Source organism: Pseudomonas sp. W17, assembly GCF_040268305.1.
In the GTDB taxonomy this organism is placed as follows: domain Bacteria; phylum Pseudomonadota; class Gammaproteobacteria; order Pseudomonadales; family Pseudomonadaceae; genus Aquipseudomonas; species Aquipseudomonas protegens.
The window spans coordinates 3,671,555-3,696,068 of the sequence record NZ_CP158490.1 but is presented as its reverse complement, the minus strand read 5'-3'; the positions used below and the strand labels follow the sequence as shown (position 1 = coordinate 3,696,068).

The window sequence follows — 24,514 nt, the reverse complement described above, 5'->3', positions numbered from 1 at the left end:
TGCCATGGCTTCCGTGAATGCCTCCCATGACGACGAAGACGATGCCGCCGTCGACAGCATCAACATCACGCCCCTGGTGGACGTGCTGATGGTGGTGCTGGTGATGTTCATCCTCACCGCCACCGCCCAGGTCTCGGGCATCCAGATCCACTTGCCCAAGGCCAGCGCCTCGGTGTCGCTCTCCGAGGCCAAGACCAAGGCCATTTCGGTGAACGATGGCGGCCAGGTGTTCCTCGACGCCTACCCGGTGACCCTGGGCGAGCTGGAAGAGCGCCTGCGCATCGAGAAAGCGCAGAACCCGGACTTCCCCATCATCGTCCGCGGCGATGCCACGGTGCAGTACCAGAAGGTCATCGAAGTCCTCGACCTGCTGCGCCGCCTGGAGTTGTCCCAGGTCGGCCTGGTCACCGGCAAACCGAGCCAGGGCTGAGCCATGAGCGCACATCAACCGTTCGAGCTGCCGCCGGTACAGAACAAGCCGCGCGCCCTGCGCCTGCTCAAGTGGGGCGCGGGGCTGCTGCTGGGTGCCGTGGCGGCCTGGCTGCTGTGGCAGTGGGCCAATGACATGGCCGGGGTGCGCCGGGAAGCGCCGAAGGTGCCGACCATCATCCCGCTGCCGCCTCCGCCGCCTCCACCCCCACCGCCGCCGGAGAAACCCAAGGAGCCGGAGCCGGTGGAAGAAAAGATCCCGGAGCCCGAACCCACGCCCACCCCCGAGGAGGTCAAGCCGGAGGAGGAAGCACCACCATCGCCGGCGGACGATCTGGCCAACCCGATGCAGATCGATGGCGACGCCCAGTCCGGCAACGACGGCTTCAACGTCGGTGCCGGCAAGGGCGGCGGCATGGCCGGCGCCGGTGGCGGCGGGCTGGGCACCGGGACCTACAAGCAGTACCTGGCGGCGACCTTCCAGCGCGCGCTGCGCGAAGACCCGGAGTTGCGCAAGAAAGCCTATGCCTTGCAGGTGGACCTGTGGCTGGGCGCCGACGGGCAGGTGACCCGCGCCGAGCTGGCCGGCTCCAGTGGCAACCCCGAGACCGACCAGCAAGTGCTGGCGGCGCTGCGGGCCACGCCGCGCCTGAAAGAGCGCATGCCGGCCTCCCTGACCTTGCCGGTGCGCCTGTCCCTCAAGGGCCGGCGACCGGAATGAGCGAACCCCTATTTGCAGTTTCTACAGGAGTTGTGTGCAGATGATTTCCACCGTGAATCGATTGACCCTGGCGCTCGGCATGGTCGCCCTGACCCTGGCCGGACAGGCCACGGCCGCCGCGGCCGCGCCCTCGGAGAACGCCACGATCAACCTGATCCGTCTGTTGGTGCAGCAGGGGGTATTGAAGCAGGAGCAGGCCGACGGGCTGATCGCCCAGGCCGAGAAAGAAGCCCAGCAGGCCCGCGCGGCCACCGCCGTGGCGGCAACCGGCGCGGCTGCGGCGCCCGGTGATGTGCGGGTGCAATACGTGCCGGCCATCGTCCGCGACCAGATCCGTGATCAGGTCAAGGCCGAGGTCATGGCCACTGCCAAGCAGGAAAACTGGGCCCAGCCCAACACCTTCCCGGACTGGATCTCGCGCATCAGCTTCGACGGTGACATCCGCCTGCGCGACGAGTCGCGGTTCTTCGCCGACAACAACAGCAACGAGATCGTCGACTACGCCAAGCTCAACGACAGTGGCCCCTACGACGTCAACAAGGACACCAACAGCAAGCTGCCGCCGCTGCTCAACACCCGCGAGGACCGTGACAACCTGTTCCGCCTGCGGGCACGCCTGGGGATGAAGGCGGTGATCTCGCCGGAATGGACCGCCGGCATCCGCATCGGCACCGGCTCGGACAACAACCCGGTGTCCACCACCCAGACCCTGGGCGGCGGCTTTGGCAAGAAGGACATCTGGCTCGACCAGGGCTACCTGACCTGGAAGGCCACCCAGGACCTGACCCTGACCGGCGGGCGGATCGCCAATCCGTTCTATTCCACCGACATGCTGTATTCCAACGACCTCAACTTCGACGGCGTGGCGGCGATCTTCAACCACAAGCTGAGCAGCGACTGGGGCCTGTTCGGCACCCTCGGCGCCTTCCCGGTGGAGTACACCAACGACACCGCCACCAGCAACGGTTTCGACAAGAACGAGAGCGACACCAAGTGGCTGTTCGGCGGGCAGGTCGGCGCCAACTGGAAGATCAACCGCAGCAACAGCCTCAAAGGTGCCTTGGCCTACTACCGCTTCGACGACATCGAGGGCCAGCGCTCAAGCCCCTGCGCGCCCTGGGCTGGGGCCCCGGGCTGCGACACCGATGGCTCGCGGGTCGCCTTCATGCAGAAGGGCAACAGCGTGTTCCTGCTGCGCGACATCACCCCCAACCCGGCCACGCCGGGCCTGACCCCGCAGCCGCAGTTCGTGGGCCTGGCCTCGAAGTTCGACGTGCTCGACCTGAACCTGGCCTGGGACACCGAATTGCCGGACGACCTGCGCCTGCGCAGCCAGACCAACTTCATTCGCAACCTGGCCTACGACAAGGGCGAGATGCTCAAGCGCAGCGAAGGCGAGATCGTCAACAACATCAACAGCCAGGGCCAGTTCGAAAGCGGCGGCAACGCGCTGATGGTGCAGTTCACCCTGGGCAACGCCCTGGAGATGAAGAAGTCCGGCGACTGGAACCTGCTGGCTGGCTACAAGTACATCCAGCCCGACGCCTTGCCCGACGGCTTCAACGACTCCTCGTTCCACCTGGGGGGCACCAACGCCAAGGGCTATTTCCTGGGCGGCAACTACGGCATCGACAAGAACATCTATGCCACGGCCCGCTACATGAGCGCCTCGGAAGTCTACGGGCCGCGCTACGAGGTGGACGTGATGCAGCTTGAACTCAACACGCGCTTCTAAGCGTCAGGAGGAAGGTTATGAACAGCCGAGCGAGGGCAGGGGCGGTCAGCCTGTTGCTGGTCTGGGGCGTGCTGGCCAGTGTCGGCGCCAGCGCCGAAGGCATGGAGGAGCGTCTGCGCACCCAGTTGCGCAGCACCACCCAGCAGCTGCAGGCCCTGCAAAGCGAGCAGGCCCAGGCCGCGGCGGCGCGGGTTGCCGCCGAGAACGCGGCCAGGGAGGCCCAGGCCCAGGTCAAGCAACTGACGGCCGAGCTGGCCAAGACGCGCGGTGTGGCAGAGCAGTTGGCCGGCCAGCAGCAGAACCTGCACAACCAGGCCCAGGCCCAGGCGGCCGCCAGCAGCGAGCAACTGGGCAAGTTCAAGAAGGCCTATGAGGACCTGCTGGTGCTGGCCCGGGGCAAGGAAGCCGAACGGGCCAGATTGCAGGCGCAATTGAGCGAGCGTGACACACAAGTGCAGCAATGTGCGGTCAAGAATCAGCAGATGTACGGCATCGCCAAGCAGATCCTGGCGGCCTACGAAAACATCGACGTGGCCGAGGTGGTGAAAATCCGCCAGCCCTTCGCCGGCAGCGCCCGGGTCAAGTTCGAGGAACTGGCCCAGGGCTTTGGCGACGAGCTTTACCAGACCCAGTTCGACGCCCCGCGGGCGGCGAGCACCCACTGATCACCAGGGAAGAGATGACCATGACCTTGATTAACAGCGTCACCACCGAAAGCCTCACCGACCTGCTGCAGGGCGCCGGCTACCGGGTCAACCAGACTGAACAGAACGGCATCGTGCAACTGCTCAGCGCCAGCCAGGGCATCGGCTACGCCGTGCGCTTCGGTAACCCGGGCAGCGAAGCCGGGCACTACGTGGACTTCACCTACAGCTGCGCGCTGCGGGTGCAGGGCGAATTGCCGGCCGGGCTGGCGGAGCTGTGGAACGCCTCGCGGCGCTTTGCCCGGCTGTCGCTGCAGGGCGAATTCCTGGTGATGGAGATGGACGTGGTGGTGGCCGGCGTCGGCGAGACCCACCTGCGCAGCCAGCTGGAGCTGTGGGATCGGTTGCTGCAGGAGTTCATCGTCTACTTGCGTGAATACAGCCAGCAGGCGGCCCAGTTGCAGGCCCAGGCCGAAGCGCCCCAGGCGGCGCAAAGCCAACCCCGGGAAGAGGCGGCCACCCTGTGAAAAAGCCCACCCTGGTGGTCGGTGCCGGGGCACTGACCTTGCTCGGCCTGGCGCTGGGCCTGGCCCTGCGCCCGGGCAACGAGCCGGTGGCGGCGCAGCAGCCGGCCCCGACCCTGCTGCAACAACAAGTGGCGTCTACGCCCGCTGTGGCGCGCCTGGGCAATCAGCAGGTGGCGGCCGAGGAGCTCAAGAGCCTGTTCGCCAGCCTGCCCGAGGAATCCCGGGGGCAATTGCGCGGCAATCGCCCGGCGCTGGAAGCCTGGATTCGTTCACGGCTGGCGGAAAAGGCCGTGCTGGAACAGGCCGATGCCCAGGGCTGGCGCCAGCGCCCGGAGGTGGAGCAGCAGACCCGCGCCGCCACCGAACAGATCGTGTTTCGCGACTATCTGCAGTCGGTCAGCCAGGTGCCGGCGGACTACCCCAGCCCGGCGGAGTTGCAGCAGGCCTATGACAGCGGCAAGTCGGCGTGGATGACACCGCCGTTGTACCGGGTCAGCCAGATCTTCCTTGGCGTCACCGACCCGCAGGCCGTCGAGCCGGTACGCCGCCAGGCCCAGGAGCTGAGCCGCAAGGCCCAGGCCGCGCCGGGGGAGTTTGCCGCCTTGGCGGCGCAGTACTCTCAGGACCGGGACAGCGCCCAGCGCGGTGGCGACTCCGGCCTGCAGCCCTTGCAGCAACTGCTGCCGGAGGCGCGCAGCGCGGTGGCCCGGCTCAAGGTGGGCGGGGTGTCCGAGGTGGTGCAGAGTGCGGCGGGTTTCCACGTGCTCAAGCTCACCGAACAGCAGCCGGCACGGACCGCCAGCCTGGACGAACTGCGTGATCGCCTGACCCAGGCCCTGCGCGCCCAGCGCCAGGAGCAGATCGCCAAGGCCTACCTGGAAGGCATGCTCAACACTGCGACCCTGAGCATCGATGGCGCGGTGTTGAACCAGGTCCTGGAGGACAAGCTGTAGGAGCTGGCTTGCCAGCGAAGGCGATCCCACGGCCTCGCCGTCCGCCCGCCAAGGAAGCAACATTCAACAAGACAGGGAGTCACCGATGTCATTTCTCGAACCAGCTCCACTCCAGGGCTTTGCGCCATACACCGCGCCCCAGGAACCCCGGGAAGCCTGGCTGGCCCTGGCCGCCGGCATCGAACCTGCGGTGGCCCAGTATTTTCTGGTCAGCGCCCGTTGCGGCTGCTTCATGCAGGCGGCCCGCAGCCTGAACATCAAGGCCACGCTGCTGCGCAAGCAACTGGCGCAGTTGGAGGAGCACCTGCGTCGTTCGCTGTTCTGCTACCAGGGCAATGCCTTGAGCCTGAGCCGCGAAGGCCTGCAACTGCAGGCCCAGCTGATTGCCCTGGCCCACCAGCGGCGGCTGCCGGTGATCGAGCAACCCCTGATCCGCGTGGCCGTGGCGGAAACCCTCCTCCACGACATCCTTGGCCGTGACCTGATCGCCTTGCTGCGGCGCAACGCCAGCGCCCGGCTGGAAATCATCTCCATCGACAGCGACCTGTCCCTGCAGGCCCTGAGCGCCGACCTGGTGCTGTGGCTGGCGGCCGAGGATTCACCCCTGCCGGGCCCCAGCTTCGCCACCCGCGAGCCCATGCCCCTGGCGCGCATCGACTACCTGCCGCACATCGCCAAGCGCTACTCCCGGGTCGCGGCCCGCCCCGACAGCCTGGACGACCTGGCGGACTACATGCTGGTGCAGTGGCAGCACGACCGTCATATCGAGCCGTTCCGGCCCTGGAACAGCCTGGTGGAACAGCGCCTGGCCGGGGTGGTGCAGGTGCATTCCTATGAACTGATGCTGGAGATGATCCGCTGCAGCGCCTGCATTGGCCTGCTGCCGCAGTACATAAGCCGCTTCGACCGCGGCCTCACCGCTTTGCCGGGCCTGTTCGAGGAAAGCATGCAACGCCGCGCCTGGCTGGCGGTCAATGCCCAGGTGGAGCATGAAGAGCAGGTACAGCAACTGGTGGAACTGATCCTCAACACCTTCAGCGAACGCCAGGACTGGTTCGTCTGAACGGACCCGCCCGCTCTTGCAGAGATTCACCCCCGCGCCCACGAGCGGGCACCCACCGCTATTCCATGTAGGAGCCGGCTTGCCGGCGAAGGGGGCCGCAAGCCCTGCGCAGGCTCCAGATACGCCTTCGCTGGCAAGCCAGCCCCTACCAGGGGCACCCACCGCTATTCCATGTAGGAGCCGGCTTGCCGGCGAAGGGGGCCGCAAGCCCTGCGCCGGTTCCGGAAACGCCTTCGCTGGCAAGCCAGCTCCTACGGGTGTGCCTGCGCGACGGTTCCTTGGCGGCGAACGAGCACCATTGCCCTCGTCATCCAGAGGCGCATGCCCGTACACTCGATGGCCACTTCGACTTCAAGGATGACCTCGCCATGCCCAACGCCCATCCCACCATCGTCATCGAGCGGTGCAACGAAGCTCATATCGACGGCCTGACGGCGCTGTACAGCGAACCCAGTGTGGCGGCCCAGACCCTGCAACTGCCTTATCAGTCCCGCGAGTTGTGGCGCAAACGTGTCGGGCTGGGGCAGGAAAACGAGGGGCTGGTGGCCCTGGTTGCCCTGCACCAGGGTGCGGTGATCGGCAGTTGCAGCCTGCTGCAGGTGGCGCGGGTGCGCCGGGCCCATTGCGCCGATATCGGCATAGGCGTATCCCCGGCCTGGCAACGCCAGGGCATCGGCAGCCGCCTGCTGGCGGCCGTGCTGGAGGTGGCCGACAACTGGATGAACCTGCGCCGGGTGGAGTTGACGGTGTATGCCGACAACCAGGCCGCCATCGGCCTGTACCGCAAGTTCGGCTTCGAAGCCGAAGGCCAACTGCGCGACTACGCCGTACGCGACGGCGGTTATGTCGATGTGCTGAGCATGGCGCGCTTGCGTCGTTGAGGCCGGGTTCGTGTAGCCGCTGCCGCAGGCTGCGACCGGCTCCGCAGCAGAGGCAGGGATCCAGGCGATCGCCATGCAAGGCCCTGCGGGCCCTGACGTTCACTCCAGCAAAGCGAAATCCACCGCCGCCCGGGCATGCAATTCGGTGGTGTCCAACAGGGGCAGGGCGCTGTGCTCGGGCTTGAGCAGCAGTCCGATTTCCGTGCAGCCGAGGATGATCGCCTCGGCACCACGGGCCTGGAGCCCGTCGATCACGTGTTGGTATAGCCGCCGCGAGCTCTCGCTGACAACGCCCACGCACAGTTCCTCATAGATGATGCGGTGCACCGCCTGGCGCTGCGTTGCATCGGGCACCAGTACCTTCAGGCCCTGGTCTTCCAGGCGGCCTTTGAGGAACGCCTGCTCCATGGTGAAGGCTGTGCCCAGCAGCCCCACGCTCAGGGTGCCGGCTGCCTGGGCGGCCTGCACCACGGGGTCGGCAATATGCACAAAGGGCACTCCAATGGCGGCCTCTATCTGCCCGGCGACCTTGTGCATGGTGTTGGTGCAGAGCACCACGCATTCGGCGCCGCCGGCTTCCAGGCGCCGGGCTGCCTCCACCAGGATCGCCGCCGCGTCGTCCCAGCGCCCGGCATGCTGGGCCTGTTCGACAGGCCCGAAGTCGACGCTGTACATTAACAGCCGTGCTGAACGCAGCGGCCCCAGTCGATCGCGAACCTGCTGATTGATCAGGCGATAGTATTCGGCGCTGGACTCCCAGCTCATGCCGCCGATCAGGCCGATGGTGCGCATGGGCAACTCCTCTGTGGTGCGGTTGGGTAAGCCCCAGTTTCACGCCGCCACGGGTGGCGATCTATCAGGAAATTTCACATGCCCCAGGTGCTCGAACATCGCCTGCTGGACGGCCGCCTGCTGTTGCAACTGCTGCCGGCCGCGGCCTACAGCGCCCGCGATCCGGCCCAGTGGCAGACCTTGGGGGTGACCCTGGAACGTCAGCGCGGGGTGCATGCCATCGACTCCGACCGCCGCGAGGATTTCGATACCTGGCCCGGCACCCTGGCCCTGACGCCCGCAGGCATTGAGGTGTTTTCCGAATCCGCCATGGGCGGCGAATACCTGCTGCTGCGCTGGCAGGGCGCGACGCCGCTGGTTCCTGGCCAGCGCCGGATGCAGAGCCCGGGGCATGCCTGCGCCCTGGCCCTGGGGCGCGAAGCCAGGCGCCTGCTGCTGGCGCCCGAGGCCGATGAGCTGGCTCTGGAGCAATGCGCGCTGGCGTTTCTGGGGTTGGGGCAGCCCGGTCGGGCGGCGCCAGCCCCGGCCCCGGATCTGGGGCAGGTGCTGCAACAGATGGCCGATGAATACGCCCGGCCCCTGTCACTGGCGCAACTGGCCCTGACCTACGGCCACAACGAACTGCGCCTGCTGCGCGACTTTCGTCGTGCTGTAGGCATCACGCCCCATGCCTGGATCACCGAGGTGCGGCTGCAAGCGGCCCGGCGGCTGCTGGAGCACACGGACCTGTCCCTGGCGGCGGTTGCCCAGGACTGTGGTTTTGCCCATCAGTCCCACCTGGGCAGCGCCTTGCGCCAAGCCACCGGCCTGACGCCGCGTCAGTACCGGCTGCAGTTTCAGTGCCGAGCGGCGGATACCCTGGTAACGCCTCGCCGGTGATCGTCGCCAGCCTCCCGCAGGATCATCATCGGTGGGCGCAGCTACAGGGCTCGGCGAGCCGGCGGGCAAACAACTCAACGCCCGACACCGGCATCTGCCATGCTCAGGGCCGGCGACCTGCTGTTCGCAAAGGTCGAAGCCTGGGACACAGCACAATGGACGATATCCAGCAACTGGGCGAGATGCTGCGCCACTACGCGGCCTGTGAAGCCCACAAGAAGCAGCTGTTCGACAGCCAGTCGGTGGTCTGGGCGCGTCGCATTCATCAATTGTTCGGGCAGATCGAAGACTGGCTGGCGCCGGTGTTGCTGCCGGACCTGCTGGCGTTGCAACGCGAGCCCTATGTGGCCTTCAGCCCGGCGGTGCCGCTGGAGGTCTCGACCTTCAAGAGCGAGAAGCTGACCATCCATATCGCCGGCAAACCGGTGGAGTTCGTGCCGGATGTGATGGGCCCCCAAGGGCAGATTTCCCTGGCGGTGATCGGCCTGACTGCTGCGCGCCTGGGCAGCGTGTCCCTGGTCGGCGAGGCTTCGGGCGGCTGGCAATGGCGCAAGACCAATGGCTTGAAGGACCCTGACGTTTTTTCCTTTGATGGCAATTTCCTCGCCGCTCAGTTGCAGAGCCTGATCCCCCGCGAGCGCGCCTGACCCGGCATGGCTCCGGGGCCGGTGCTGGCTGGCCAGCGTCGGCGTTGGTTGAGGGGGTGCAAAGCGTGCGGGCTTCTTCGCCGGCAAGCCGGCTCCTACCGGCGGCAGCCTGCAGGAGAAAGTGGGTTACATGTCCAGGTTGATCCAACCCGGCTTGGCTTCCTCCGGTGCCACGGCGTTGATTTTCTTGCCCGTGGCCAGCTCCACCCGGCGGGCTACGTCGGGGTCGTCGGCGAAGGGGATCAGGCTGGCGTCGTCCAGGCTCTTGGCACTCTGGTGACGCAGGCAGTACTCGATGCAGAGGTAGAGAAACGCCACCCCCAGCAGGTTGAGCAGTATATCCATGGGTTTTCAGGCTCCCTGAAACGCCACACGCCGGCCACGGGGGCCGGCGTGGGGCAGGTGGGTCAGGCGATCCGGGCGTCGCTCAGCGCCAGGCGCTCATCGGCAACGCGCACGGTGCGCCAGGTGTTGTAGGCCATCAGCAGCATGCCGCTGAGGAAGAACACGCCGCCGGCGAAACGCACCACGAACCCCGGATGGCTGGCCACCAGGGCCTCGACGAAGGAGTAGGTGAGGGTGCCGTCTTCGTTCACCGCGCGCCACATCAGGCCCTGGGTGATGCCATTGACCCACATCGAGGCGATGTACAGCACGGTGCCGATGGTGGCGAGCCAGAAGTGCAGGTTGATCAGCGGCACGCTGTACATCTGCTCGCGGCCGAAGACCTTGGGCACCATGTGGTAGATGGCCCCGAAGGTGATCATTGCCACCCAGCCCAGGGCCCCGGCGTGAACGTGGCCGATGGTCCAGTCGGTGTAGTGGGACAGGGCGTTGACGGTCTTGATCGCCATCATCGGGCCCTCGAAGGTGGACATGCCGTAGAACGCCAGGGACAGCACCAGGAAGCGCAGGATCGGGTCGGTGCGCAGCTTATGCCAGGCCCCGGAGAGGGTCATCATGCCGTTGATCATGCCGCCCCAGCTGGGGGCCAGGAGGATCAGCGACATGGCCATGCCCAGGGACTGGGCCCAGTCGGGCAGCGCGGTGTAGTGCAGGTGGTGCGGGCCGGCCCAGATGTACAGGGTGATCAGCGCCCAGAAGTGCACGATGGACAGGCGATAGGAGTACACCGGGCGCCCGACTTGCTTGGGCACGAAGTAGTACATCATCCCGAGAAAGCCCGTGGTCAGGAAAAAGCCTACGGCGTTGTGCCCGTACCACCACTGGACCATGGCGTCGGTGGCCCCGGAATACACCGGATAGGACTTGAACCAGTCCACCGGGATCGACAGGTGGTTGACCACGTGGAGCATGGCGATCACCAGGATGAAGGCGCCGAAGAACCAGTTGCCGACGTAGATGTGCTGGCTCTTGCGCCGCACCACGGTGGTGAAGAACACAATCGCGTAGGCGACCCAGACCACCGCCATCCACACGGCGCCGGCGAATTCGATCTCGGCGTATTCCTTGGTGGTGGTGTAGCCCAGGGGCAGGGTGATCAGCATGATCACGATCACCGACTGCCAGCCCCAGAAGGTGAAGGCGGCCAGGGTGTCGGAGTACAGCCGCACCTGGCAGGTGCGTTGTACCGCGTAGTAGCTGGCGGCGAATTGCGCGCTGCCGGCGAAACCGAAGATCACCAGGCTGGTGTGCAGCGGCCGCAGCCGGCCGAAGGTGCTCCAGGGCAGGTCGAGGTTCATCTCCGGCCACACCAGCTGCGAGGCAATCCACACCCCCATGGCCATGCCGATCACGCCCCATACCACTGTTGCGACGACGAATTGGCGAACCACCTTGTAGTTGTAGGCCTGTCCGATTGTTGCTGAGTTCATGGTCAATGCTTCCACGGTTGCAAAGTCTTGCCAGGCCACCCGGTCTGGCACGGGGTGCACTGTAGGAATCAGCGGGGAAACAAAACAGGCTCAGAAAAACCACATTAATACGGATCAGATTTTCCTCATGCCTACGGTGGTGCAGCCTTGGCTGATATGGTTTTTTAGTTTTTACCTGAATCTGTAACGTTCTGCGCCGTACGCGCATAGTCGCCCCCTCACAACACGCGCCGTTTAGAGCACGATTAGCTTCGATGAGGTAGGGACATGTATCAGTACGACGACTATGACCGGGCCCTGGTGCTTGAGCGGGTGGCGCAGTTTCGCGACCAGGTCGAGCGCTTCATGGGCGGCCAACTGAGCGAGGAGGAGTTCCTGCCCCTGCGCCTGCAGAACGGCCTGTATATGCAGAAGCACGCCTACATGCTGCGGGTGGCGATTCCCTACGGCACCCTCAGTGCCCGGCAGATGCGTACCCTGGCCAGCATCGCCCGGGACTTCGACCGCGGCTACGGCCACTTCACCACCCGGCAGAACCTGCAGTTCAACTGGATCGAGCTGGCCCAGGTGCCGGATATCCTGCAGCGCCTGGCCGAAGTGGAGATGCACGCCATCCAGACCTCCGGCAACTGCGTGCGCAACATCACCACCGAGGCCTTCGCCGGGGTCGCCGCCGACGAATACCTGGACCCGCGCCCGCTGGCGGAGATCCTTCGGCAGTGGTCCACCATCAACCCGGAATTCCTGTTCCTGCCGCGCAAGTTCAAGATCGCCATCTGCTCGGCCAAGCAGGACCGCGCGGCGATCATGATGCATGACATCGGCCTCTATCTTTACCGTGCCCGCAACGGCGAGATGCTCCTGCGGGTGATAGTCGGCGGCGGCCTGGGGCGCACGCCGATCCTCGGCCTGCAGATCCGCGACGGGCTGCCCTGGCAGCACTTGCTGTCCTATGTCGAAGCGGTGCTGCGGGTCTACAACCGCTACGGCCGGCGGGACAACAAGTACAAGGCGCGGATCAAGATCCTGGTCAAGGCCCTGGGCATCGAGGCCTTCGCCAGGGAAGTGGAGGAGGAGTGGCAGCACCTCAGGGACGGCCCGGCGCAGCTCACCGAGGACGAATTCCAGCGGGTGGCCAGCGCCTTTGTGCCGCCGATCTACGAGCGCCTGGCGGACACCGACCTGGAGTACGGCAGCCACCTGGCCGAGTCCCCGGCCTTTGCCCGCTGGGTGGCGCGCAACGTGCACCCGCACAAGGTGCCGGGCTACACCTGCGTGGTGCTGTCGACCAAACCGGGCCCGGCTTCGCCACCGGGGGACGTCACCGGCCAGCAGATGGACGCGGTGGCCGAATGGTCCGAGGACTACGGCTTTGGCGAGATCCGCATTGCCCACGAACAGAACATCGTCCTGCCGGATGTACCCAAGTCGCGCCTGTTCGAGCTGTGGCAGCGGGCCTGCGAGCACGGCCTGGGCACCGCCAACGCCGGGTTGCTGACCGATATCATCGCCTGCCCGGGCGGTGACTTCTGCGCCTTGGCCAACGCCCGCTCGATCCCCATTACCCTGGCCATCCAGCAGCGCTTCGACGACCTGGACTACCTCCACGACCTGGGGGACATCAGCCTGAACATTTCCGGCTGCATGAACGCCTGTGGCCACCACCACATCGGCAATATCGGCATCCTCGGCGTCGACAAGAACGGCAGCGAGTGGTTCCAGGTCACCCTGGGCGGGGCCAAGGGCCGTGACAGCGCCCTGGGCAAGGTGATCGGCCCGTCCTTCAGCGCCGAGGAAATCCCCGAGGTGATCGAACGCATCATCGCCACCTTCGTACGCTACCGGGAAAGCGACGAACCCTTCGTCGAGACCCTGCAGCGCATCGGCCTGGAGCCGTTCAAGGAGCGGGTCTACCCCAAGGCCCTGGAGGCGCTGGCATGAACAACCTGCTGCGTTTGCACGAAGGCGAGGCCCAACTGGTGGAAGACGATGCCTGGAGCCTGGTGCGCGGGGTCGACGACGCCTTGCCGGGTGGGCCGCTGATTCTGCCCCTGGCCCTGTGGCTGATGCGCCGCATCGAGCATCACCCGGCCCGGGACGGGGTGTGGATCGGCCCGGACGACGAGGTGGAAAGCCTCAAGCCCTGGCTCAAGCTGATCCCGCTGATCGCCGTGGACTTCCCGAGCTTTCGCGATGGCCGTGGCTACAGCCAGGCCTACCTGCTGCGCACTCGCCTGGGCTGGATGGGCGAACTGCGAGCGATTGGCGATGTACTGCGTGACCAGTTGAGCCATATGCGCCAATGCGGTTTCGACAGTTTTGCCGTGCGTGAAGACAAGTGCGCGCTGGACGCACTCAAAGGGTTGGCAGGGATGAGCGTGCTGTATGGGCGCTCGGTGATCGAGCCGCGGCCGCTGTTCCGTCGGCGCTGAAGGTGGCGCGCGGTTGCGCTGGTTAATGTAATTTCTAGAATAAATAGTCGTTTAAAATCAATAGATTAAAATTGATAGTTAATCCTGTTTGATTGGTTTTGGTGGGGCTTGGGTAACCGAGCCCTCCTCGCCATCCTGCCTATTGCAACGCCGGGTCCCCGGGGTTGAGTTGCTTCCATTGCTGTATCAGTGCCTGGGCGCTGGGATAGTTGGCCGGTACGCCGGATCGGTGGCAGATCGCTGCGCTGCAGTTGTTCCTGCAACGCCTGGGCGGCCGCCAGCCGGGGCGGTTCGGCCAGCAGGAACCAGGCGAGCCCGCCGAGCACCAGCAGCAACAGCAGGGCGCCGAAGGGGAACAGGTAGCGGTGGGGCGAAGGTGCAGTTGAAGCAGGGGGTGTCGAGCGTGGGTTATTCTTCTTCGGCTTGGGCATTGCGACGTCCGTATCCAGAATGCGGTGCCTTGATCGGCACTCTCAGGCTCGATGGAGCTTTAACGGCAGCTGCCGGTCTGTCAAATCCGGGCTGTGAATCAGCCCGCAAGCCGTGACAAACAACCCGCGCCGGCGGGGCAAAGCGCCGGCTTTTGGCTATACCTTAATTTCCCCTAGCCAGTCCCTGGCTGCTGCACCTACAGGAGTTACACATGAAGCTTGCTCTGACCCTCAGCATGCTGTGCCTTGCCACCCTCGGGATGGTGGGCTGTTCCAGCAAAGTGCCCCAGCCTGACGAGTACTCCGGGTTTCTCAGCGACTACAGCCAGCTCAAGGAAGCCAAGTCGCCCTCCGGCGTGGAGGTGATGCGCTGGATCGATCCCAAGCTCAAGTTGAGCAACTACAGCAGCGTGTACATCGAACCGACCCAGTTCTACCCGCAGCCGCAGCCGACGGCGAAGATCCCCCAGAGCACCCTGACCGCCATCACCCGTTACTACGACCAGGCACTGCAGCGCGAGGTGAGCAAATCCCTGCCACTGGCCACCGGCCCGGGCCCGGGGGTGATCGTGGTGCGCGCGGCGATTACCGCAGTCACCAGCAAGACCGAGGGCCTGAAGCCCTATGAAATCATTCCCGTGGCCCTGGTGGCGGCGGCGGTGAGCACCGCCAGTGGCATCCGCGACCAGGAAACCACCCTGGCCACCGAGGCGGCGTTCCTGGATGGCAGCACCCACGCGGTGATTGCCGAAGTGGTCCGCAAAGGCACCGGCAAGCCCCTGGAAAACGACACCCAGGTGATGCAGGCCAGCGACGTGAAGAACGTCATCGACGGCTGGGCCTATGACATGCACCAGTCCTACCTGCAACTGAAGAAAAAGTGACCGACCGTTGATGGCCGCGGCTCTTGAAAGTGCCGTGGCCGTCGTTCGGTTTCAGTACTGGCTGCGCGCCAGTTTGTTGTAGTGGTAGAGCATCTGGTCATACCCCTGGGTCACTGCGTGGTAGTCGTCGCTCAGGCGTTGCGGCTCAGCATGTTGCTGCCAGTCGCGGTGCAGGGTGTCCAGCGCTTTGAGGTACTGTTCGCCGGGCTGGGCGATCAGTTGCCAGAGGTACAGCACCTGCTCGGTGTTCTTGTCCGGCTGGCCTGTTTTCAGGTACTGCTGCCGAGCGTCCCAGGTCTGGCGCAACTGCCGGGTGACCTGCGCCAGTTGGTCCGGGGTCAGGCTTTGCTGGCGTACGCCAGCCTCGACAAATTCCACGGTGCTGCGGGCCTGGATCATGTAATCGAGCAATGCCCAGTGGGCATTGCGCCCCAGGCGTTGCTCCAGGCGCAGCAGTTGCTGGCTGCGCGGTTCGATATCCAGGGCCGGGAGCAGCCGGCGCACGGCATTGGAAGCTTCCAGGTAAGCCTCGCTCTGTTGCGCCAGTTGGCGGGCAAACTCATCCAGTTGCGCCTCGGTCAGGGGGCGCCCGATGCCCATTTTGCGCACGAAGGAATCCTTGGTCAGGGCCGCGAAGGGCCCGAGCACTTGCACATAGCGCACGGTGGCGGGGAGCAAAGGGCTGTCCGGGGCCAGGACCTGCAGCTTGTCGATGATTCTGCCGGGGCAGTTGAGGCGGTACAGCGCGTCGATGTCCTGGTGGCTGTAGTGATACAGGTCGTAGGCTTCGGGCGCCTTGGCCCGGGGCGCACCCTCGGCCATGAAGGCCTGGTGGGCCAGGCGCCAGGGCACATCCACTTGGTTCATGCAATTGACGATCGGCGCCAGGGCATTGGCCTGGGCGGTGCTCGGGCTGTCCTGGTGGTCCAGCCACAGGTCGAGGCGCCCCAGGGGCTTGCTGGCCCCGGCCAGGCCGACCAGCGTCAACCCCAGAACCAGGCTGATGGGCAGCAACCAATTGGGGTTCATGGCGGCCCCTCCTGGCCGTACCACTGACGGGCGGTGGCCGGGGCCGCGCAGCCCTCGGCATTGGCGGGCATGCGCGCGCACAGGCGTTCGCTCCATTGCTGCAGGCCCTGGTTGGGGTTGAGCGTGCGCTGGCTGGTGAACAGCTGGAGGCTGCCCAGGCCTGCCACCAGCACCATGCAGCCCAGGCCGATCAACAGCCGCCGGCGCCAGGGAGCGGGTTTTTCCCAGGAAGCCTGGGCCTTGAGTTCGCGGCGCCGCAGGCTCGCCACCCCCAGCAGCACGGCCAGGTAAGTGGCGGCGCTGACCGGGCCGCAGAAATATCCCAGGGCACTGCTGATCAGCAGGGCCGGCAGCAGGTCGCGCAGGATCAGCACCTCACGGTCCGGGTCGAGCCAGTGCGGCAGGCGCGCGCCGAGTGCCTGGTCGCGTACCCAGAGGCGGTGAGCCAGAGGCTGCCAGAGCCACCCCAGCAGGGCCCCGGCACCGGCAAAACAGGTGCTCCAGAACAGCGTCACGCCAATGATTTCCCCCAGGCTGCCGGCTTGCGGCGCATAGCGGGCCACGGCCCCCGCCAGGCAGGCGAAGACAATGCCCAGGTACCTGGGCCAGGCGTTGAAGGCGAACTCCCACTCGCGCCAGAAGAACGGCGTGCCGCCGGGCATGCCGGCCGAAACCTCGGGGTGATTGGCGTGCAGCCGCGAGCTCAGTTGGCGGCAGCAGGCCCAGTCATCGGGGCGCAGGCGCCGGGCGAAGTTGCGCCGGCGGGTGAAACTGATGGGCGCCAGCAGCAGGTAGGCGGCGCGCTGTTGCGGGCTGGCCGGCGCCTGGGTGGCCAGGGCTTGCTGGCGGGCAATGAATACCGGTGCTTCGTCACGGGCTTTGAGGCGCTCCCATTCCAGCGCCGGACAGGAGTTGTCCGCACCGTTGTGCCAGCCCTGGCCGGCACACACCGCGGCGAATCCCGGGCTGGACCAGTAGGGGCTGTTGAGCAGCAGCTCCACCAGTTGCAGGTTGAACCACTGGCCCTGGTCCAGGCTGTTCAGCCAGGGCTGCTGCTGGCGTTGCGCGTAGGCCTGGAGCAGAGCCTGGTCGTCGCGCTGGGTCAGGGCGTCCTGCAGGGGCTGCAAGAGCTTTTCCTGGCACTGTTCCAGCAATGCATCGATCAGGTACTCCGGCAGTTCCAGGCGCTGCCAGGCGCTGAGCCAGTGGAATGTGGCAAAGGCCCAGGCCAGCAGCTGTTGCGACTGGTCCGGGCGTTCCACGCAGTGGCGCAACAGGCCCAGCTCGAACTCCAGCAGGCAGTCGCTCTGGATCGCCTGCTGATAGAGCAGGTCCAGTTGCTCGATGCGGATGCCCTCCAGCAACGGGGCGACTCGCTGCGCCGGCGACAGCGGCTTTGGGCCCCGCGGCGCCTGCCCGGCCAGCGGCGCCGGGTCTTCGTCCGGGTGTGGATCCTGCTCCTGCATGCCCAACCACCGGGCCTGCTCCAGCGCCGATTCATAGGCTTCGCGCAGGCGCTGGAACGCCACCGGGTCTTCATCCGGGCGGGTCTGCTTGAGCAGCCTGGCGTAGTGGCGTTTGATGGTGCGGGTATCGGCAGTGGCCGGCAGGCCGAGCAGGGTCCAGCAACTCATTGTGCGGTACGACTCCATGAAAGACCGCCGCGCCCGGGCAGTGGCGCGCTGAAACTGCGCACCCTACCGGTTTCCTGAAAAAAAGTCCCAGGCCGGATGAGGCCCGGCTCGGCTTCGTCTCTGTGGTCGGCGCACCGGTGGAGTCAGTAGAGAACTACCATTGGTTTAGAGCGGGCGAGGCCGGCGCATTTGGGGATGGGCTGTCAGTTAATGTTACTTATGATTATTTCCGCAAAGTTTAAGTGGTTAAGATTGTGTGATTTATTGATTTTAAAAAACTATATAAAACATATAGATACAGTTAAGAAATGAAGTTATTTATTGTTTCTTATGAGCTTCTTGCACTGATGTCAGGGAGGAATGCCCCGAATGCCCGTAGTAGAGCGTACGACTTCTTTCGCCGGCTACAGCCCGGCTCAGGTACTGGATTTCTGCCTCGAAGGCGCCAACTTTCCAAAGATTTTCCCCGAGCGTGTCACGCCCTTGGGGGGGCTCGATATCAATGACCTGCGCATCAGTGTCGGGCGCCAGTTCAGCTTCTTGCACTGGATGTTCGGTGTCATACCGGCGAAATGGACGGTGGTTATACGTGAGGTCGGCGACCGGCATTTTGTCGACGAGATGCTCAAGGGGACGCTGCGGGCCTTTCGCCATGAGCACCGGGTCGAGGCCGCCGAAGGGGGCACCCTGTACACCGACCGGGTGACCTACAGGGCCATCGGTGGTGCACCTTTGGAGTGGTTGATGGTCAATGCCTACATGGCGCGGATTTTCGATGTCCGGCACCGCAACATGCTGCGGTTGCTCAGTTGATTGCCGTGCCTTGCCCTGTTTTCCAATGCCAAGGAGCATGCCCATGAGCAAGAAGATACTGGTGGTCCTGACCAGCGTGGCCAAATACCCCAACCTGGCCCGCGCCACTGGCCTGTGGCTGGGTGAGGCGGTGCATTTCGTGAAGAAGGTCGAGGCGGCGGGCTTCGAGGTGGACTACGTGAGCCCCAAGGGTGGCTACGTACCCATCGACCCCCATAGCCTGGCCATGGCCGACGACACCGACTGGCAGTGGTACCAGGACAGTGCCTTCATGAGCCGCCTGGGCTCGACCCTCAAGCCTTCCCAGGTCAGGGCCGGGGACTATGTGGCGATCTATTACGCCGGTGGCCACGGCGTGGTCTGGGATTTTCCCGATAACCCGGAACTGCAGGCCCTGAGCCGGGAGATCTATGAGCAGGGGGGCTATGTCAGCTCGGTGTGCCATGGCGCGGTGGGCTTGCTCAACATCAAGCTGGGCGACGGTAGGCTGCTGATCGCCGGCAAGCAGGTCACCGGTTTCTCCAATGAAGAGGAGAAACTCGCCGAACTGGACCAGTACGTGCCCTACCTGACGGAAACCGAACTGGTCAAGCGCGGTGCCCTTTACCAGAAGGCCGCCGCACCCTGGGCGCCGTTCGCGGTGGAGGATCAGCGGGTGATCACCGGGCAGAACCCGGCGTCCGGTGGCCCGGTGGCCGATCTGCTCCTGGCGCACCTCAACAAATAACCGTAGGAGCCGGCTTGCCGGCGAAGGCGGCCTTGAGGCTTGCGCAAGTCTCGAAATCGCTTTCGCTGGCAAGCCAGCTCCTACACCGAAACACCCAAATTCACCCCTGTAGGAGCCGGCTTGCCGGCGAAGGGGCCCTTGAGGCTTGCGCAAGGTTTGAAAGCGCCTTCGCTGGCAAGCCAGCCCCTGCATCCGGTAATGCCGGTGTCGGGGCGGGTTGTTGGACAATTTGCCCGTGGGGCATAGGTGCCCGGGCCGTTTCATGCTTAACTTCGGCCTCTCAGGAATTTCTCATTGCTGTTCCATCATCACTGTTCAATAAGGACTCCGTTCATGGCTCAAGTCACTCTCAAAGGCAACCCGGTGCAGGTTAATGGCCAACTGCCGCAAGTCGGTTCCAAAGCCCCAGCGTTCACCCTGGTGGGCGCAGGCCTGGCCGATGTTTCCCTGAGCAGCCTCGCCGGCAAGCGCAAGGTGCTGAACATCTTCCCAAGCGTCGACACCCCGACCTGTGCCACCTCGGTGCGCAAGTTCAACGCCCAGGCCAACGAACTGGCCAACACCGTGGTGCTGTGCATCTCTGCCGACCTGCCATTCGCCCAGGCACGCTTCTGCGGCGCAGAAGGCCTGGAAAACGTGCAGAACCTGTCGACCCTGCGTGGCCGCGAGTTCATCGAGAACTACGGCGTGGCCATCGCCGACGGCCCGCTGGCCGGCCTGACTGCCCGCGCCGTGGTGGTGCTGGACGAAAACGACAAGGTGCTGCACAGCGAGCTGGTCAAGGAAATCGCCGAAGAGCCGAACTACGACGCGGCCCTGGCCGTGCTCAAGTAACAGGTTTTACAATTATTCACGGCCTGGCTCTGTCCAGGCCGTTTTTATTTGTGCTTCAGTGGCTTAGCACCGCTCCTTGAAACGTCAGTCAAAGGTAAATTGCCGGTAAAGGCGCTTTGCTAAAACGGTTCCAGTGCTTATCTTTCAGCCTTCTCAAAGAAGCCTCCCACGCGCCCAATGGTTGATCACTCCATGCAATCCTCTGTCTCCCGCAACTCCCGTCGCTGGCTGTTCGGCCTGTTCGTCCTGCTGCTGGTCGTTGGCCTGTGCTGGAAATTCTGGCCGGCCAGTACCCACCAGGAGGCCGCCGGGCAGAAAGCCGCGGCCGGGCATACCGGGCGCAGCGGTAGCATGCGCCCCGGTTTCGGCGGCGCCAGCGGGCCAATCCCGGTGCGGGTGTCACCGGTGACCCAGGGGGATTTCGCGGTGTACTACAAGGCCCTGGGCACGGTGACGGCTCTGAACACCATCAATGTGCGCAGCCGGGTCGCGGGGGAACTGGTCAAGGTCAACTTCGAGGAAGGGCAGATGGTCAAGGCCGGCGACCTGCTGGCACAGATCGATCCGCGTCCGTACCAGAACGCCTTGCTCCAGGCCGAAGGCACCTTGCTGCAGAACCAGGCCCAACTGAAGAACGCCCAAGTCGACCTTGAGCGTTACCGCGGGCTGTACGCCCAGGACAGCATCGCCAAACAGACCCTGGACACCGCCGCGGCGCTGGTGGGGCAGTACCAGGGTACGGTCAAGACCAACCAGGCGGCGGTCAACGACGCCAAGCTCAACCTGGAGTTCACCAACATCCGCGCGCCGATCGCCGGCCGCCTGGGCCTGCGCCAGCTGGACGTGGGCAACCTGGTGGCGGCCAACGACACCACCGCGCTGGTGATCATCACCCAGACCCAGCCCATCAGCGTGGCCTTCACCCTGCCGGAAAACAGCCTGGAAACCGTGCTCGCTCGCTACCACAGCGGCGCCAGGCTGGCGGTGGAAGCCTGGGACCGCGGTGACCTGAAGCTGCAAGCCACAGGCGTGCTGCAGAGCCTGGACAACCAGATCGACACCACCACCGGCACCCTGAAGTTCAAGGCGCGCTTCGATAACCGCAACCAGGGCCTGTTCCCCAACCAGTTCGTCAATGTGCGGCTGCTGGCCGATACCCTGAAGAACGTGGTGCTGGCGCCCTCGGCGGCGATTCAGTTCGGCACCAACGGCACCTTCGTCTACGCCCTGGATGGCGACAACAAGGTGAAGATCCGCCAGCTCAAGGTGGGCGCCAGCAACGGCGACTCGACGGTGATCCAGGACGGCCTCAAGGCCGGTGACCGGGTGGTGATGGAAGGCACCGACCGCCTCAAGGACGGCAGCGAAGTGGAAGTGGTCAACGACAGCATCGACGTGCCCACCACCCCCACCGAACACCTGCAAGGGCAGCCCGCCGGGGCACCGGCCGCAGACGGCAAGCCGGTTGATGGCAAGGCGCAAAAGGTCGGCGCATGAATTTCTCGCGGCTGTTCATCCTCCGTCCGGTAGCCACCACCCTGAGCATGCTGGCCATTGTCCTGGCCGGCCTGATCGCCTATCGCCTGCTGCCGGTGTCGGCCTTGCCCCAGGTGGACTACCCGACCATCCGGGTCATGACCCTGTACCCCGGGGCCAGCCCGGACGTGATGACCAGCGCGGTCACCGCGCCCCTGGAGCGCCAGTTCGGGCAGATGCCCGGCCTGACCCAGATGGCCTCCACCAGTTCCGGCGGGGCCTCGGTGCTGACCCTGCGTTTCAGCCTCGATATCAATATGGACGTGGCCGAGCAGCAGGTGCAGGCGGCGATCAACGCTGCCACCAACCTGTTGCCCAAGGACCTGCCGGCGCCGCCGGTGTACAACAAGGTCAACCCGGCGGATACCCCGGTGCTGACCCTGGCCATTACCTCCAAGACCATGCTGCTGCCCAAGCTCAATGACCTGGTGGATACGCGCATGGCGCAGAAGATCGCCCAGATCAGCGGCGTGGGCATGGTCAGCATTGCCGGTGGCCAGCGCCAGGCGGTGCGGATCAAGGTCAACCCCGAGGCCCTGGCGGCCAACGGTCTGAACCTGGCGGACGTGCGTGCCCTGATCGGTGCCTCCAATGTCAACCAGCCCAAGGGCAACTTCGACGGCCCGACCCGGGTCTCGATGCTCGACGCCAACGACCAGTTGACCTCGCCCAAGGACTACGCCGAGCTGATCCTGGCCTACAACAATGGCGCGCCGCTGCGCCTGAAGGATGTGGCCGAGATCGTCGATGGCGCGGAGAACGAGCGCCTGGCGGCCTGGGCCAACGAGAACCAGGCGGTGCTGCTCAATATCCAGCGCCAGCCCGGGGCCAACGTGATCGAGGTGGTGGACCGGATCAAGGCGCTGCTGCCGAGCATCACCGACAACCTGCCGGCGGGCCTGGACGTCACCGTGCTCACCGACCGCACCCAGACCATTCGCGCCTCGGTCACCGATGTGCAGCACGAACTGTTCATCGCCATTGCCCTGGTGGTGATGGTGACCTTCCTCTTTCTGCGCCGGGCCAGCGCCACCATCATTCCTTCGATTGCCGTGCCGCTGTCGCTGATCGGCACCTTCGGCGTGATGTACCTGGCCGGTTTTTCGGTGAACAACCTGACCCTGATGGCCCTGACCATCGCCACCGGCTTCGTGGTGGACGATGCCATCGTCATGCTGGAGAACATCTCGCGCTTCATCGAGGAGGGCGACAGCCCGATGCAGGCAGCGCTCAAGGGCGCCAGGCAGATCGGCTTCACCCTGATCTCCCTGACCCTGTCGCTGATCGCGGTGCTGATCCCGCTGCTGTTCATGGCGGACGTGGTGGGGCGGCTGTTCCGCGAGTTCGCCATCACCCTGGCGGTGGCGATCCTGATTTCCCTGGTGGTGTCCCTGACCCTGACCCCGATGATGTGCGCGCGGCTGCTCAAGCGTGAGCCCAAGCCTGAAGAGCAGGGGCGCTTCTACCGCGCCAGCGGGGCCTGGATCGACTGGCTGATCGAAAGCTACGGGCGCAAGTTGCAGTGGGTACTCAAGCACCAGTTCCTGACCCTGATGGTGGCCATCGGCACCCTGGGCCTGACCGTGTTCCTTTATATGGTGGTGCCCAAGGGCTTCTTCCCGGTGCAGGACACCGGGGTCATCCAGGGCATTTCCGAGGCGCCGCAGTCGGTGTCCTTCGCCGCCATGAGCCAACGCCAGCAAGACCTGGCCAAGATCATCCTGCAGGATCCGGCCGTGGAAAGCCTGTCGTCCTACATCGGGGTGGACGGCGACAACGCCACCCTCAACAGCGGCCGCCTGCTGATCAACCTCAAGCCCCACAGCGAGCGCGACCTGAGCGCAGCCCAGGTGATCGCGCGGATCCAGCCCGAGGTGGACAAGCTGCTGGGCATCCGCCTGTTCATGCAGCCGGTACAGGACCTGACCATCGAGGACCGGGTCAGCCGCACCCAGTACCAGTTCAGCCTGTCGTCGCCGGATGCCGAGCTGCTGAGCCTGTGGAGCAATCGCCTGGTGCAGGCCCTGGCCCAGCGCCCGGAGCTCACCGACGTGGCCAGCGACCTGCAGGACAAGGGCCTGCAGGTGTTCATGGTGATCGACCGTGACGCCGCGTCCCGGGTCGGGGTTTCGGTGTCGAACATCACCGACGCCCTGTACGACGCCTTCGGCCAGCGCCAGATCTCCACCATCTACACCCAGGCCAGCCAGTACCGGGTGGTGCTCCAGGCCCAGGCCGGCGAGCGCATCGGGCCCCAGGCCCTGGAGCAGATCCACGTCAAGACCACCGACGGCGGCCAAGTGCGGCTGTCGAGCCTGGCCCATGTCGAGGAGCGCCAGGCGCAACTGGCCATCGCCCATATCGGCCAGTTCCCGGCGGTAATGATGTCCTTCAACCTGGCGCCCGGTGTAGCCCTGGGGGAGGCGGTGAATGTCATCGAGCAGGTGCAGCAGGAGATCGGCATGCCGGTAGGGGTGCAGACCCGCTTCCAGGGCGCGGCGGAGGCCTTCCAGGCCTCGCTGTCGAGCACTTTGCTGCTGATCCTGGCGGCGGTGGTGACCATGTACATCGTGCTCGGCGTGCTCTATGAGAGCTATATCCACCCGATTACCATCCTCTCCACCTTGCCCTCGGCGGCGGTAGGGGCCTTGCTGGCGCTGATCCTCAGTGGCAACGACCTGGGCATGATCGCCATCATCGGCATCATCCTGCTGATCGGCATCGTCAAGAAGAACGCGATCATGATGATCGACTTCGCCCTCGACGCCGAACGCCACCAGGGCATGGCCCCGGAACAGGCTATCTACCAGGCGGCGCTGCTGCGTTTCCGGCCGATCCTGATGACCACCCTGGCGGCGCTGTTCGGCGCCGTGCCGCTGATGCTGGCCACCGGTTCCGGCGCCGAGCTGCGCCAGCCCCTGGGCCTGGTGATGGTCGGCGGCCTGCTGGTGAGCCAGGTGCTGACCCTGTTCACCACGCCCGTGATCTACCTGTACTTCGACCGCCTGGGCCGGCGCTTCGGCAAGCGTGAAGACGCCCAAGAGGTGGAGGCATGAAGGGCCGCAGCCTGCCTCAAGCCTGGAGCGTG

24 protein-coding genes are annotated in these 24,514 nt (G+C 65.2%); 18 read left to right on the top strand and 6 right to left on the bottom strand.

From position 1 onward, the window contains the following. Positions 1-4: 4 nt before the first annotated feature. From ABCR88_RS17015 to ABCR88_RS16980, 8 genes are all read left to right on the top strand, one after another. Positions 5-430, top strand: coding sequence for a biopolymer transporter ExbD (locus tag ABCR88_RS17015; RefSeq protein WP_011061113.1), 426 nt, complete (start codon positions 5-7; stop codon positions 428-430). 3 nt (positions 431-433) lie between these two features. Beyond that, positions 434-1,150, top strand: a complete 717-nt coding sequence (locus ABCR88_RS17010) for an energy transducer TonB (RefSeq protein WP_011061114.1) — start codon at positions 434-436, stop codon at positions 1,148-1,150. Positions 1,151-1,190: 40 nt separating this feature from the next. Next, on the top strand, positions 1,191-2,885 hold the full coding sequence (locus ABCR88_RS17005) for a putative porin (RefSeq protein ID WP_041118046.1): 1,695 nt from the start codon (positions 1,191-1,193) through the stop codon (positions 2,883-2,885). Positions 2,886-2,902: 17 nt separating this feature from the next. Next, on the top strand, positions 2,903-3,550 hold the full coding sequence (locus ABCR88_RS17000; RefSeq protein WP_041118048.1) for a hypothetical protein: 648 nt from the start codon (positions 2,903-2,905) through the stop codon (positions 3,548-3,550). 20 nt (positions 3,551-3,570) lie between these two features. Further along, on the top strand, positions 3,571-4,056 hold the full coding sequence (locus ABCR88_RS16995; protein WP_011061117.1) for a YbjN domain-containing protein: 486 nt from the start codon (positions 3,571-3,573) through the stop codon (positions 4,054-4,056). Further along, positions 4,053-5,009: a peptidylprolyl isomerase gene (locus tag ABCR88_RS16990; RefSeq protein WP_350402783.1), complete on the top strand. Its 957-nt coding sequence runs from the start codon at positions 4,053-4,055 to the stop codon at positions 5,007-5,009. Before ABCR88_RS16995 ends, ABCR88_RS16990 begins: the two co-directional genes overlap by 4 nt. Before the next feature lie 85 nt (positions 5,010-5,094). Next, positions 5,095-6,072, top strand: coding sequence for a LysR family transcriptional regulator (locus tag ABCR88_RS16985; RefSeq protein WP_350402782.1), 978 nt, complete (start codon positions 5,095-5,097; stop codon positions 6,070-6,072). Between the two features lie 368 nt (positions 6,073-6,440). Beyond that, the gene (locus ABCR88_RS16980; RefSeq protein WP_325984586.1) at positions 6,441-6,953 is read left to right on the top strand and encodes a GNAT family N-acetyltransferase; all 513 of its coding nucleotides are present in this window, start codon (positions 6,441-6,443) and stop codon (positions 6,951-6,953) included. 99 nt (positions 6,954-7,052) lie between these two features. Here ABCR88_RS16980 and ABCR88_RS16975 read toward each other — a convergent pair whose 3' ends face one another. Continuing rightward, a complete protein-coding gene (locus ABCR88_RS16975; protein ID WP_325984587.1) occupies positions 7,053-7,745 on the bottom strand; it encodes an aspartate/glutamate racemase family protein in 693 nt (230 codons plus the stop codon). A 78-nt stretch (positions 7,746-7,823) separates the two neighbouring features. On the opposite strand from ABCR88_RS16975, the gene ABCR88_RS16970 reads away from it, so the two are divergent. After that, the gene (locus tag ABCR88_RS16970; protein WP_350402780.1) at positions 7,824-8,624 is read left to right on the top strand and encodes a helix-turn-helix transcriptional regulator; all 801 of its coding nucleotides are present in this window, start codon (positions 7,824-7,826) and stop codon (positions 8,622-8,624) included. Between the two features lie 155 nt (positions 8,625-8,779). Next, positions 8,780-9,271 carry a hypothetical protein gene (locus ABCR88_RS16965; protein ID WP_350402778.1) on the top strand — a complete coding sequence of 164 codons (492 nt, stop codon included), beginning with the start codon at positions 8,780-8,782 and terminating at the stop codon, positions 9,269-9,271. Positions 9,272-9,397: 126 nt separating this feature from the next. Here the strand turns inward: ABCR88_RS16965 and ABCR88_RS16960 are convergent, their stop codons facing one another. Both ABCR88_RS16960 and ccoN read right to left on the bottom strand, forming a co-directional pair. Continuing rightward, positions 9,398-9,616, bottom strand: a complete 219-nt coding sequence (locus tag ABCR88_RS16960) for a hypothetical protein (protein WP_011061124.1) — start codon at positions 9,614-9,616, stop codon at positions 9,398-9,400. Between the two features lie 62 nt (positions 9,617-9,678). Continuing rightward, complete coding sequence (gene ccoN / locus ABCR88_RS16955) at positions 9,679-11,106, bottom strand: cytochrome-c oxidase, cbb3-type subunit I (RefSeq protein WP_011061125.1); 1,428 nt, start codon at positions 11,104-11,106, stop codon at positions 9,679-9,681. 267 nt (positions 11,107-11,373) lie between these two features. Between ccoN and ABCR88_RS16950 the strand changes: the two genes are divergently transcribed. Both ABCR88_RS16950 and ABCR88_RS16945 read left to right on the top strand, forming a co-directional pair. After that, positions 11,374-13,047: a nitrite/sulfite reductase gene (locus ABCR88_RS16950; protein ID WP_350402775.1), complete on the top strand. Its 1,674-nt coding sequence runs from the start codon at positions 11,374-11,376 to the stop codon at positions 13,045-13,047. Beyond that, on the top strand, positions 13,044-13,538 hold the full coding sequence (locus ABCR88_RS16945; protein WP_025127516.1) for a DUF934 domain-containing protein: 495 nt from the start codon (positions 13,044-13,046) through the stop codon (positions 13,536-13,538). The genes ABCR88_RS16950 and ABCR88_RS16945 overlap by 4 nt, the downstream gene beginning before the upstream one ends. Positions 13,539-13,603: 65 nt before the next feature. On the opposite strand, the gene ABCR88_RS16940 is transcribed toward ABCR88_RS16945, so the two are convergent. Then, complete coding sequence (locus ABCR88_RS16940; protein ID WP_350402772.1) at positions 13,604-13,969, bottom strand: hypothetical protein; 366 nt, start codon at positions 13,967-13,969, stop codon at positions 13,604-13,606. 212 nt (positions 13,970-14,181) lie between these two features. On the opposite strand from ABCR88_RS16940, the gene ABCR88_RS16935 reads away from it, so the two are divergent. Next, complete coding sequence (locus tag ABCR88_RS16935) at positions 14,182-14,853, top strand: DUF3313 domain-containing protein (protein WP_015635495.1); 672 nt, start codon at positions 14,182-14,184, stop codon at positions 14,851-14,853. A 51-nt stretch (positions 14,854-14,904) separates the two neighbouring features. On the opposite strand, the gene ABCR88_RS16930 is transcribed toward ABCR88_RS16935, so the two are convergent. Together ABCR88_RS16930 and ABCR88_RS16925 are read right to left on the bottom strand one after the other, a co-directional pair. Beyond that, on the bottom strand, positions 14,905-15,882 hold the full coding sequence (locus ABCR88_RS16930) for a DUF3829 domain-containing protein (protein ID WP_350024089.1): 978 nt from the start codon (positions 15,880-15,882) through the stop codon (positions 14,905-14,907). Beyond that, complete coding sequence (locus ABCR88_RS16925) at positions 15,879-17,516, bottom strand: molecular chaperone DnaJ (RefSeq protein WP_350402770.1); 1,638 nt, start codon at positions 17,514-17,516, stop codon at positions 15,879-15,881. Before ABCR88_RS16925 ends, ABCR88_RS16930 begins: the two co-directional genes overlap by 4 nt. Before the next feature lie 369 nt (positions 17,517-17,885). On the opposite strand from ABCR88_RS16925, the gene ABCR88_RS16920 reads away from it, so the two are divergent. From ABCR88_RS16920 to ABCR88_RS16900, 5 genes are all read left to right on the top strand, one after another. Then, positions 17,886-18,329: a polyketide cyclase gene (locus ABCR88_RS16920; protein WP_350024091.1), complete on the top strand. Its 444-nt coding sequence runs from the start codon at positions 17,886-17,888 to the stop codon at positions 18,327-18,329. A 43-nt stretch (positions 18,330-18,372) separates the two neighbouring features. After that, entirely contained in the window at positions 18,373-19,056 is a 684-nt protein-coding gene (locus tag ABCR88_RS16915; RefSeq protein WP_019095224.1) for a type 1 glutamine amidotransferase domain-containing protein, read from the top strand. Positions 19,057-19,389: 333 nt separating this feature from the next. Beyond that, a complete protein-coding gene (tpx, locus tag ABCR88_RS16910) occupies positions 19,390-19,890 on the top strand; it encodes a thiol peroxidase (protein WP_011061148.1) in 501 nt (166 codons plus the stop codon). Positions 19,891-20,067: 177 nt separating this feature from the next. Next, positions 20,068-21,387, top strand: a complete 1,320-nt coding sequence (locus tag ABCR88_RS16905) for an MdtA/MuxA family multidrug efflux RND transporter periplasmic adaptor subunit (RefSeq protein WP_350402768.1) — start codon at positions 20,068-20,070, stop codon at positions 21,385-21,387. Next, positions 21,384-24,482 (top strand): MdtB/MuxB family multidrug efflux RND transporter permease subunit, encoded by a 3,099-nt coding sequence (locus ABCR88_RS16900; RefSeq protein WP_350402766.1) that lies wholly within the window; start codon positions 21,384-21,386, stop codon positions 24,480-24,482. Before ABCR88_RS16905 ends, ABCR88_RS16900 begins: the two co-directional genes overlap by 4 nt. The last annotated feature ends 32 nt before the right edge of the window (positions 24,483-24,514 follow it).

What these genes read in the sequence shown, in the direction of transcription:
- ABCR88_RS17015 (WP_011061113.1), top strand. Translation starts at nt 5, where the DNA reads ATGGCTTCCGTGAATGCCTCCCATGACGACGAAGACGATGCCGCCGTC.
- ABCR88_RS17010 (WP_011061114.1), top strand. Translation starts at nt 434, where the DNA reads ATGAGCGCACATCAACCGTTCGAGCTGCCGCCGGTACAGAACAAGCCG.
- ABCR88_RS17005 (WP_041118046.1), top strand. Translation starts at nt 1,191, where the DNA reads ATGATTTCCACCGTGAATCGATTGACCCTGGCGCTCGGCATGGTCGCC.
- ABCR88_RS17000 (WP_041118048.1), top strand. Translation starts at nt 2,903, where the DNA reads ATGAACAGCCGAGCGAGGGCAGGGGCGGTCAGCCTGTTGCTGGTCTGG.
- ABCR88_RS16995 (WP_011061117.1), top strand. Translation starts at nt 3,571, where the DNA reads ATGACCTTGATTAACAGCGTCACCACCGAAAGCCTCACCGACCTGCTG.
- ABCR88_RS16985 (WP_350402782.1), top strand. Translation starts at nt 5,095, where the DNA reads ATGTCATTTCTCGAACCAGCTCCACTCCAGGGCTTTGCGCCATACACC.
- ABCR88_RS16980 (WP_325984586.1), top strand. Translation starts at nt 6,441, where the DNA reads ATGCCCAACGCCCATCCCACCATCGTCATCGAGCGGTGCAACGAAGCT.
- ABCR88_RS16975 (WP_325984587.1), bottom strand. Translation starts at nt 7,745, where the DNA reads ATGCGCACCATCGGCCTGATCGGCGGCATGAGCTGGGAGTCCAGCGCC.
- ABCR88_RS16970 (WP_350402780.1), top strand. Translation starts at nt 7,824, where the DNA reads ATGCCCCAGGTGCTCGAACATCGCCTGCTGGACGGCCGCCTGCTGTTG.
- ABCR88_RS16965 (WP_350402778.1), top strand. Translation starts at nt 8,780, where the DNA reads ATGGACGATATCCAGCAACTGGGCGAGATGCTGCGCCACTACGCGGCC.
- ABCR88_RS16960 (WP_011061124.1), bottom strand. Translation starts at nt 9,616, where the DNA reads ATGGATATACTGCTCAACCTGCTGGGGGTGGCGTTTCTCTACCTCTGC.
- ccoN (WP_011061125.1), bottom strand. Translation starts at nt 11,106, where the DNA reads ATGAACTCAGCAACAATCGGACAGGCCTACAACTACAAGGTGGTTCGC.
- ABCR88_RS16950 (WP_350402775.1), top strand. Translation starts at nt 11,374, where the DNA reads ATGTATCAGTACGACGACTATGACCGGGCCCTGGTGCTTGAGCGGGTG.
- ABCR88_RS16945 (WP_025127516.1), top strand. Translation starts at nt 13,044, where the DNA reads ATGAACAACCTGCTGCGTTTGCACGAAGGCGAGGCCCAACTGGTGGAA.
- ABCR88_RS16940 (WP_350402772.1), bottom strand. Translation starts at nt 13,969, where the DNA reads ATGCCCAAGCCGAAGAAGAATAACCCACGCTCGACACCCCCTGCTTCA.
- ABCR88_RS16935 (WP_015635495.1), top strand. Translation starts at nt 14,182, where the DNA reads ATGAAGCTTGCTCTGACCCTCAGCATGCTGTGCCTTGCCACCCTCGGG.
- ABCR88_RS16930 (WP_350024089.1), bottom strand. Translation starts at nt 15,882, where the DNA reads ATGAACCCCAATTGGTTGCTGCCCATCAGCCTGGTTCTGGGGTTGACG.
- ABCR88_RS16925 (WP_350402770.1), bottom strand. Translation starts at nt 17,516, where the DNA reads ATGAGTTGCTGGACCCTGCTCGGCCTGCCGGCCACTGCCGATACCCGC.
- ABCR88_RS16920 (WP_350024091.1), top strand. Translation starts at nt 17,886, where the DNA reads ATGCCCGTAGTAGAGCGTACGACTTCTTTCGCCGGCTACAGCCCGGCT.
- ABCR88_RS16915 (WP_019095224.1), top strand. Translation starts at nt 18,373, where the DNA reads ATGAGCAAGAAGATACTGGTGGTCCTGACCAGCGTGGCCAAATACCCC.
- tpx (WP_011061148.1), top strand. Translation starts at nt 19,390, where the DNA reads ATGGCTCAAGTCACTCTCAAAGGCAACCCGGTGCAGGTTAATGGCCAA.
- ABCR88_RS16905 (WP_350402768.1), top strand. Translation starts at nt 20,068, where the DNA reads ATGGTTGATCACTCCATGCAATCCTCTGTCTCCCGCAACTCCCGTCGC.
- ABCR88_RS16900 (WP_350402766.1), top strand. Translation starts at nt 21,384, where the DNA reads ATGAATTTCTCGCGGCTGTTCATCCTCCGTCCGGTAGCCACCACCCTG.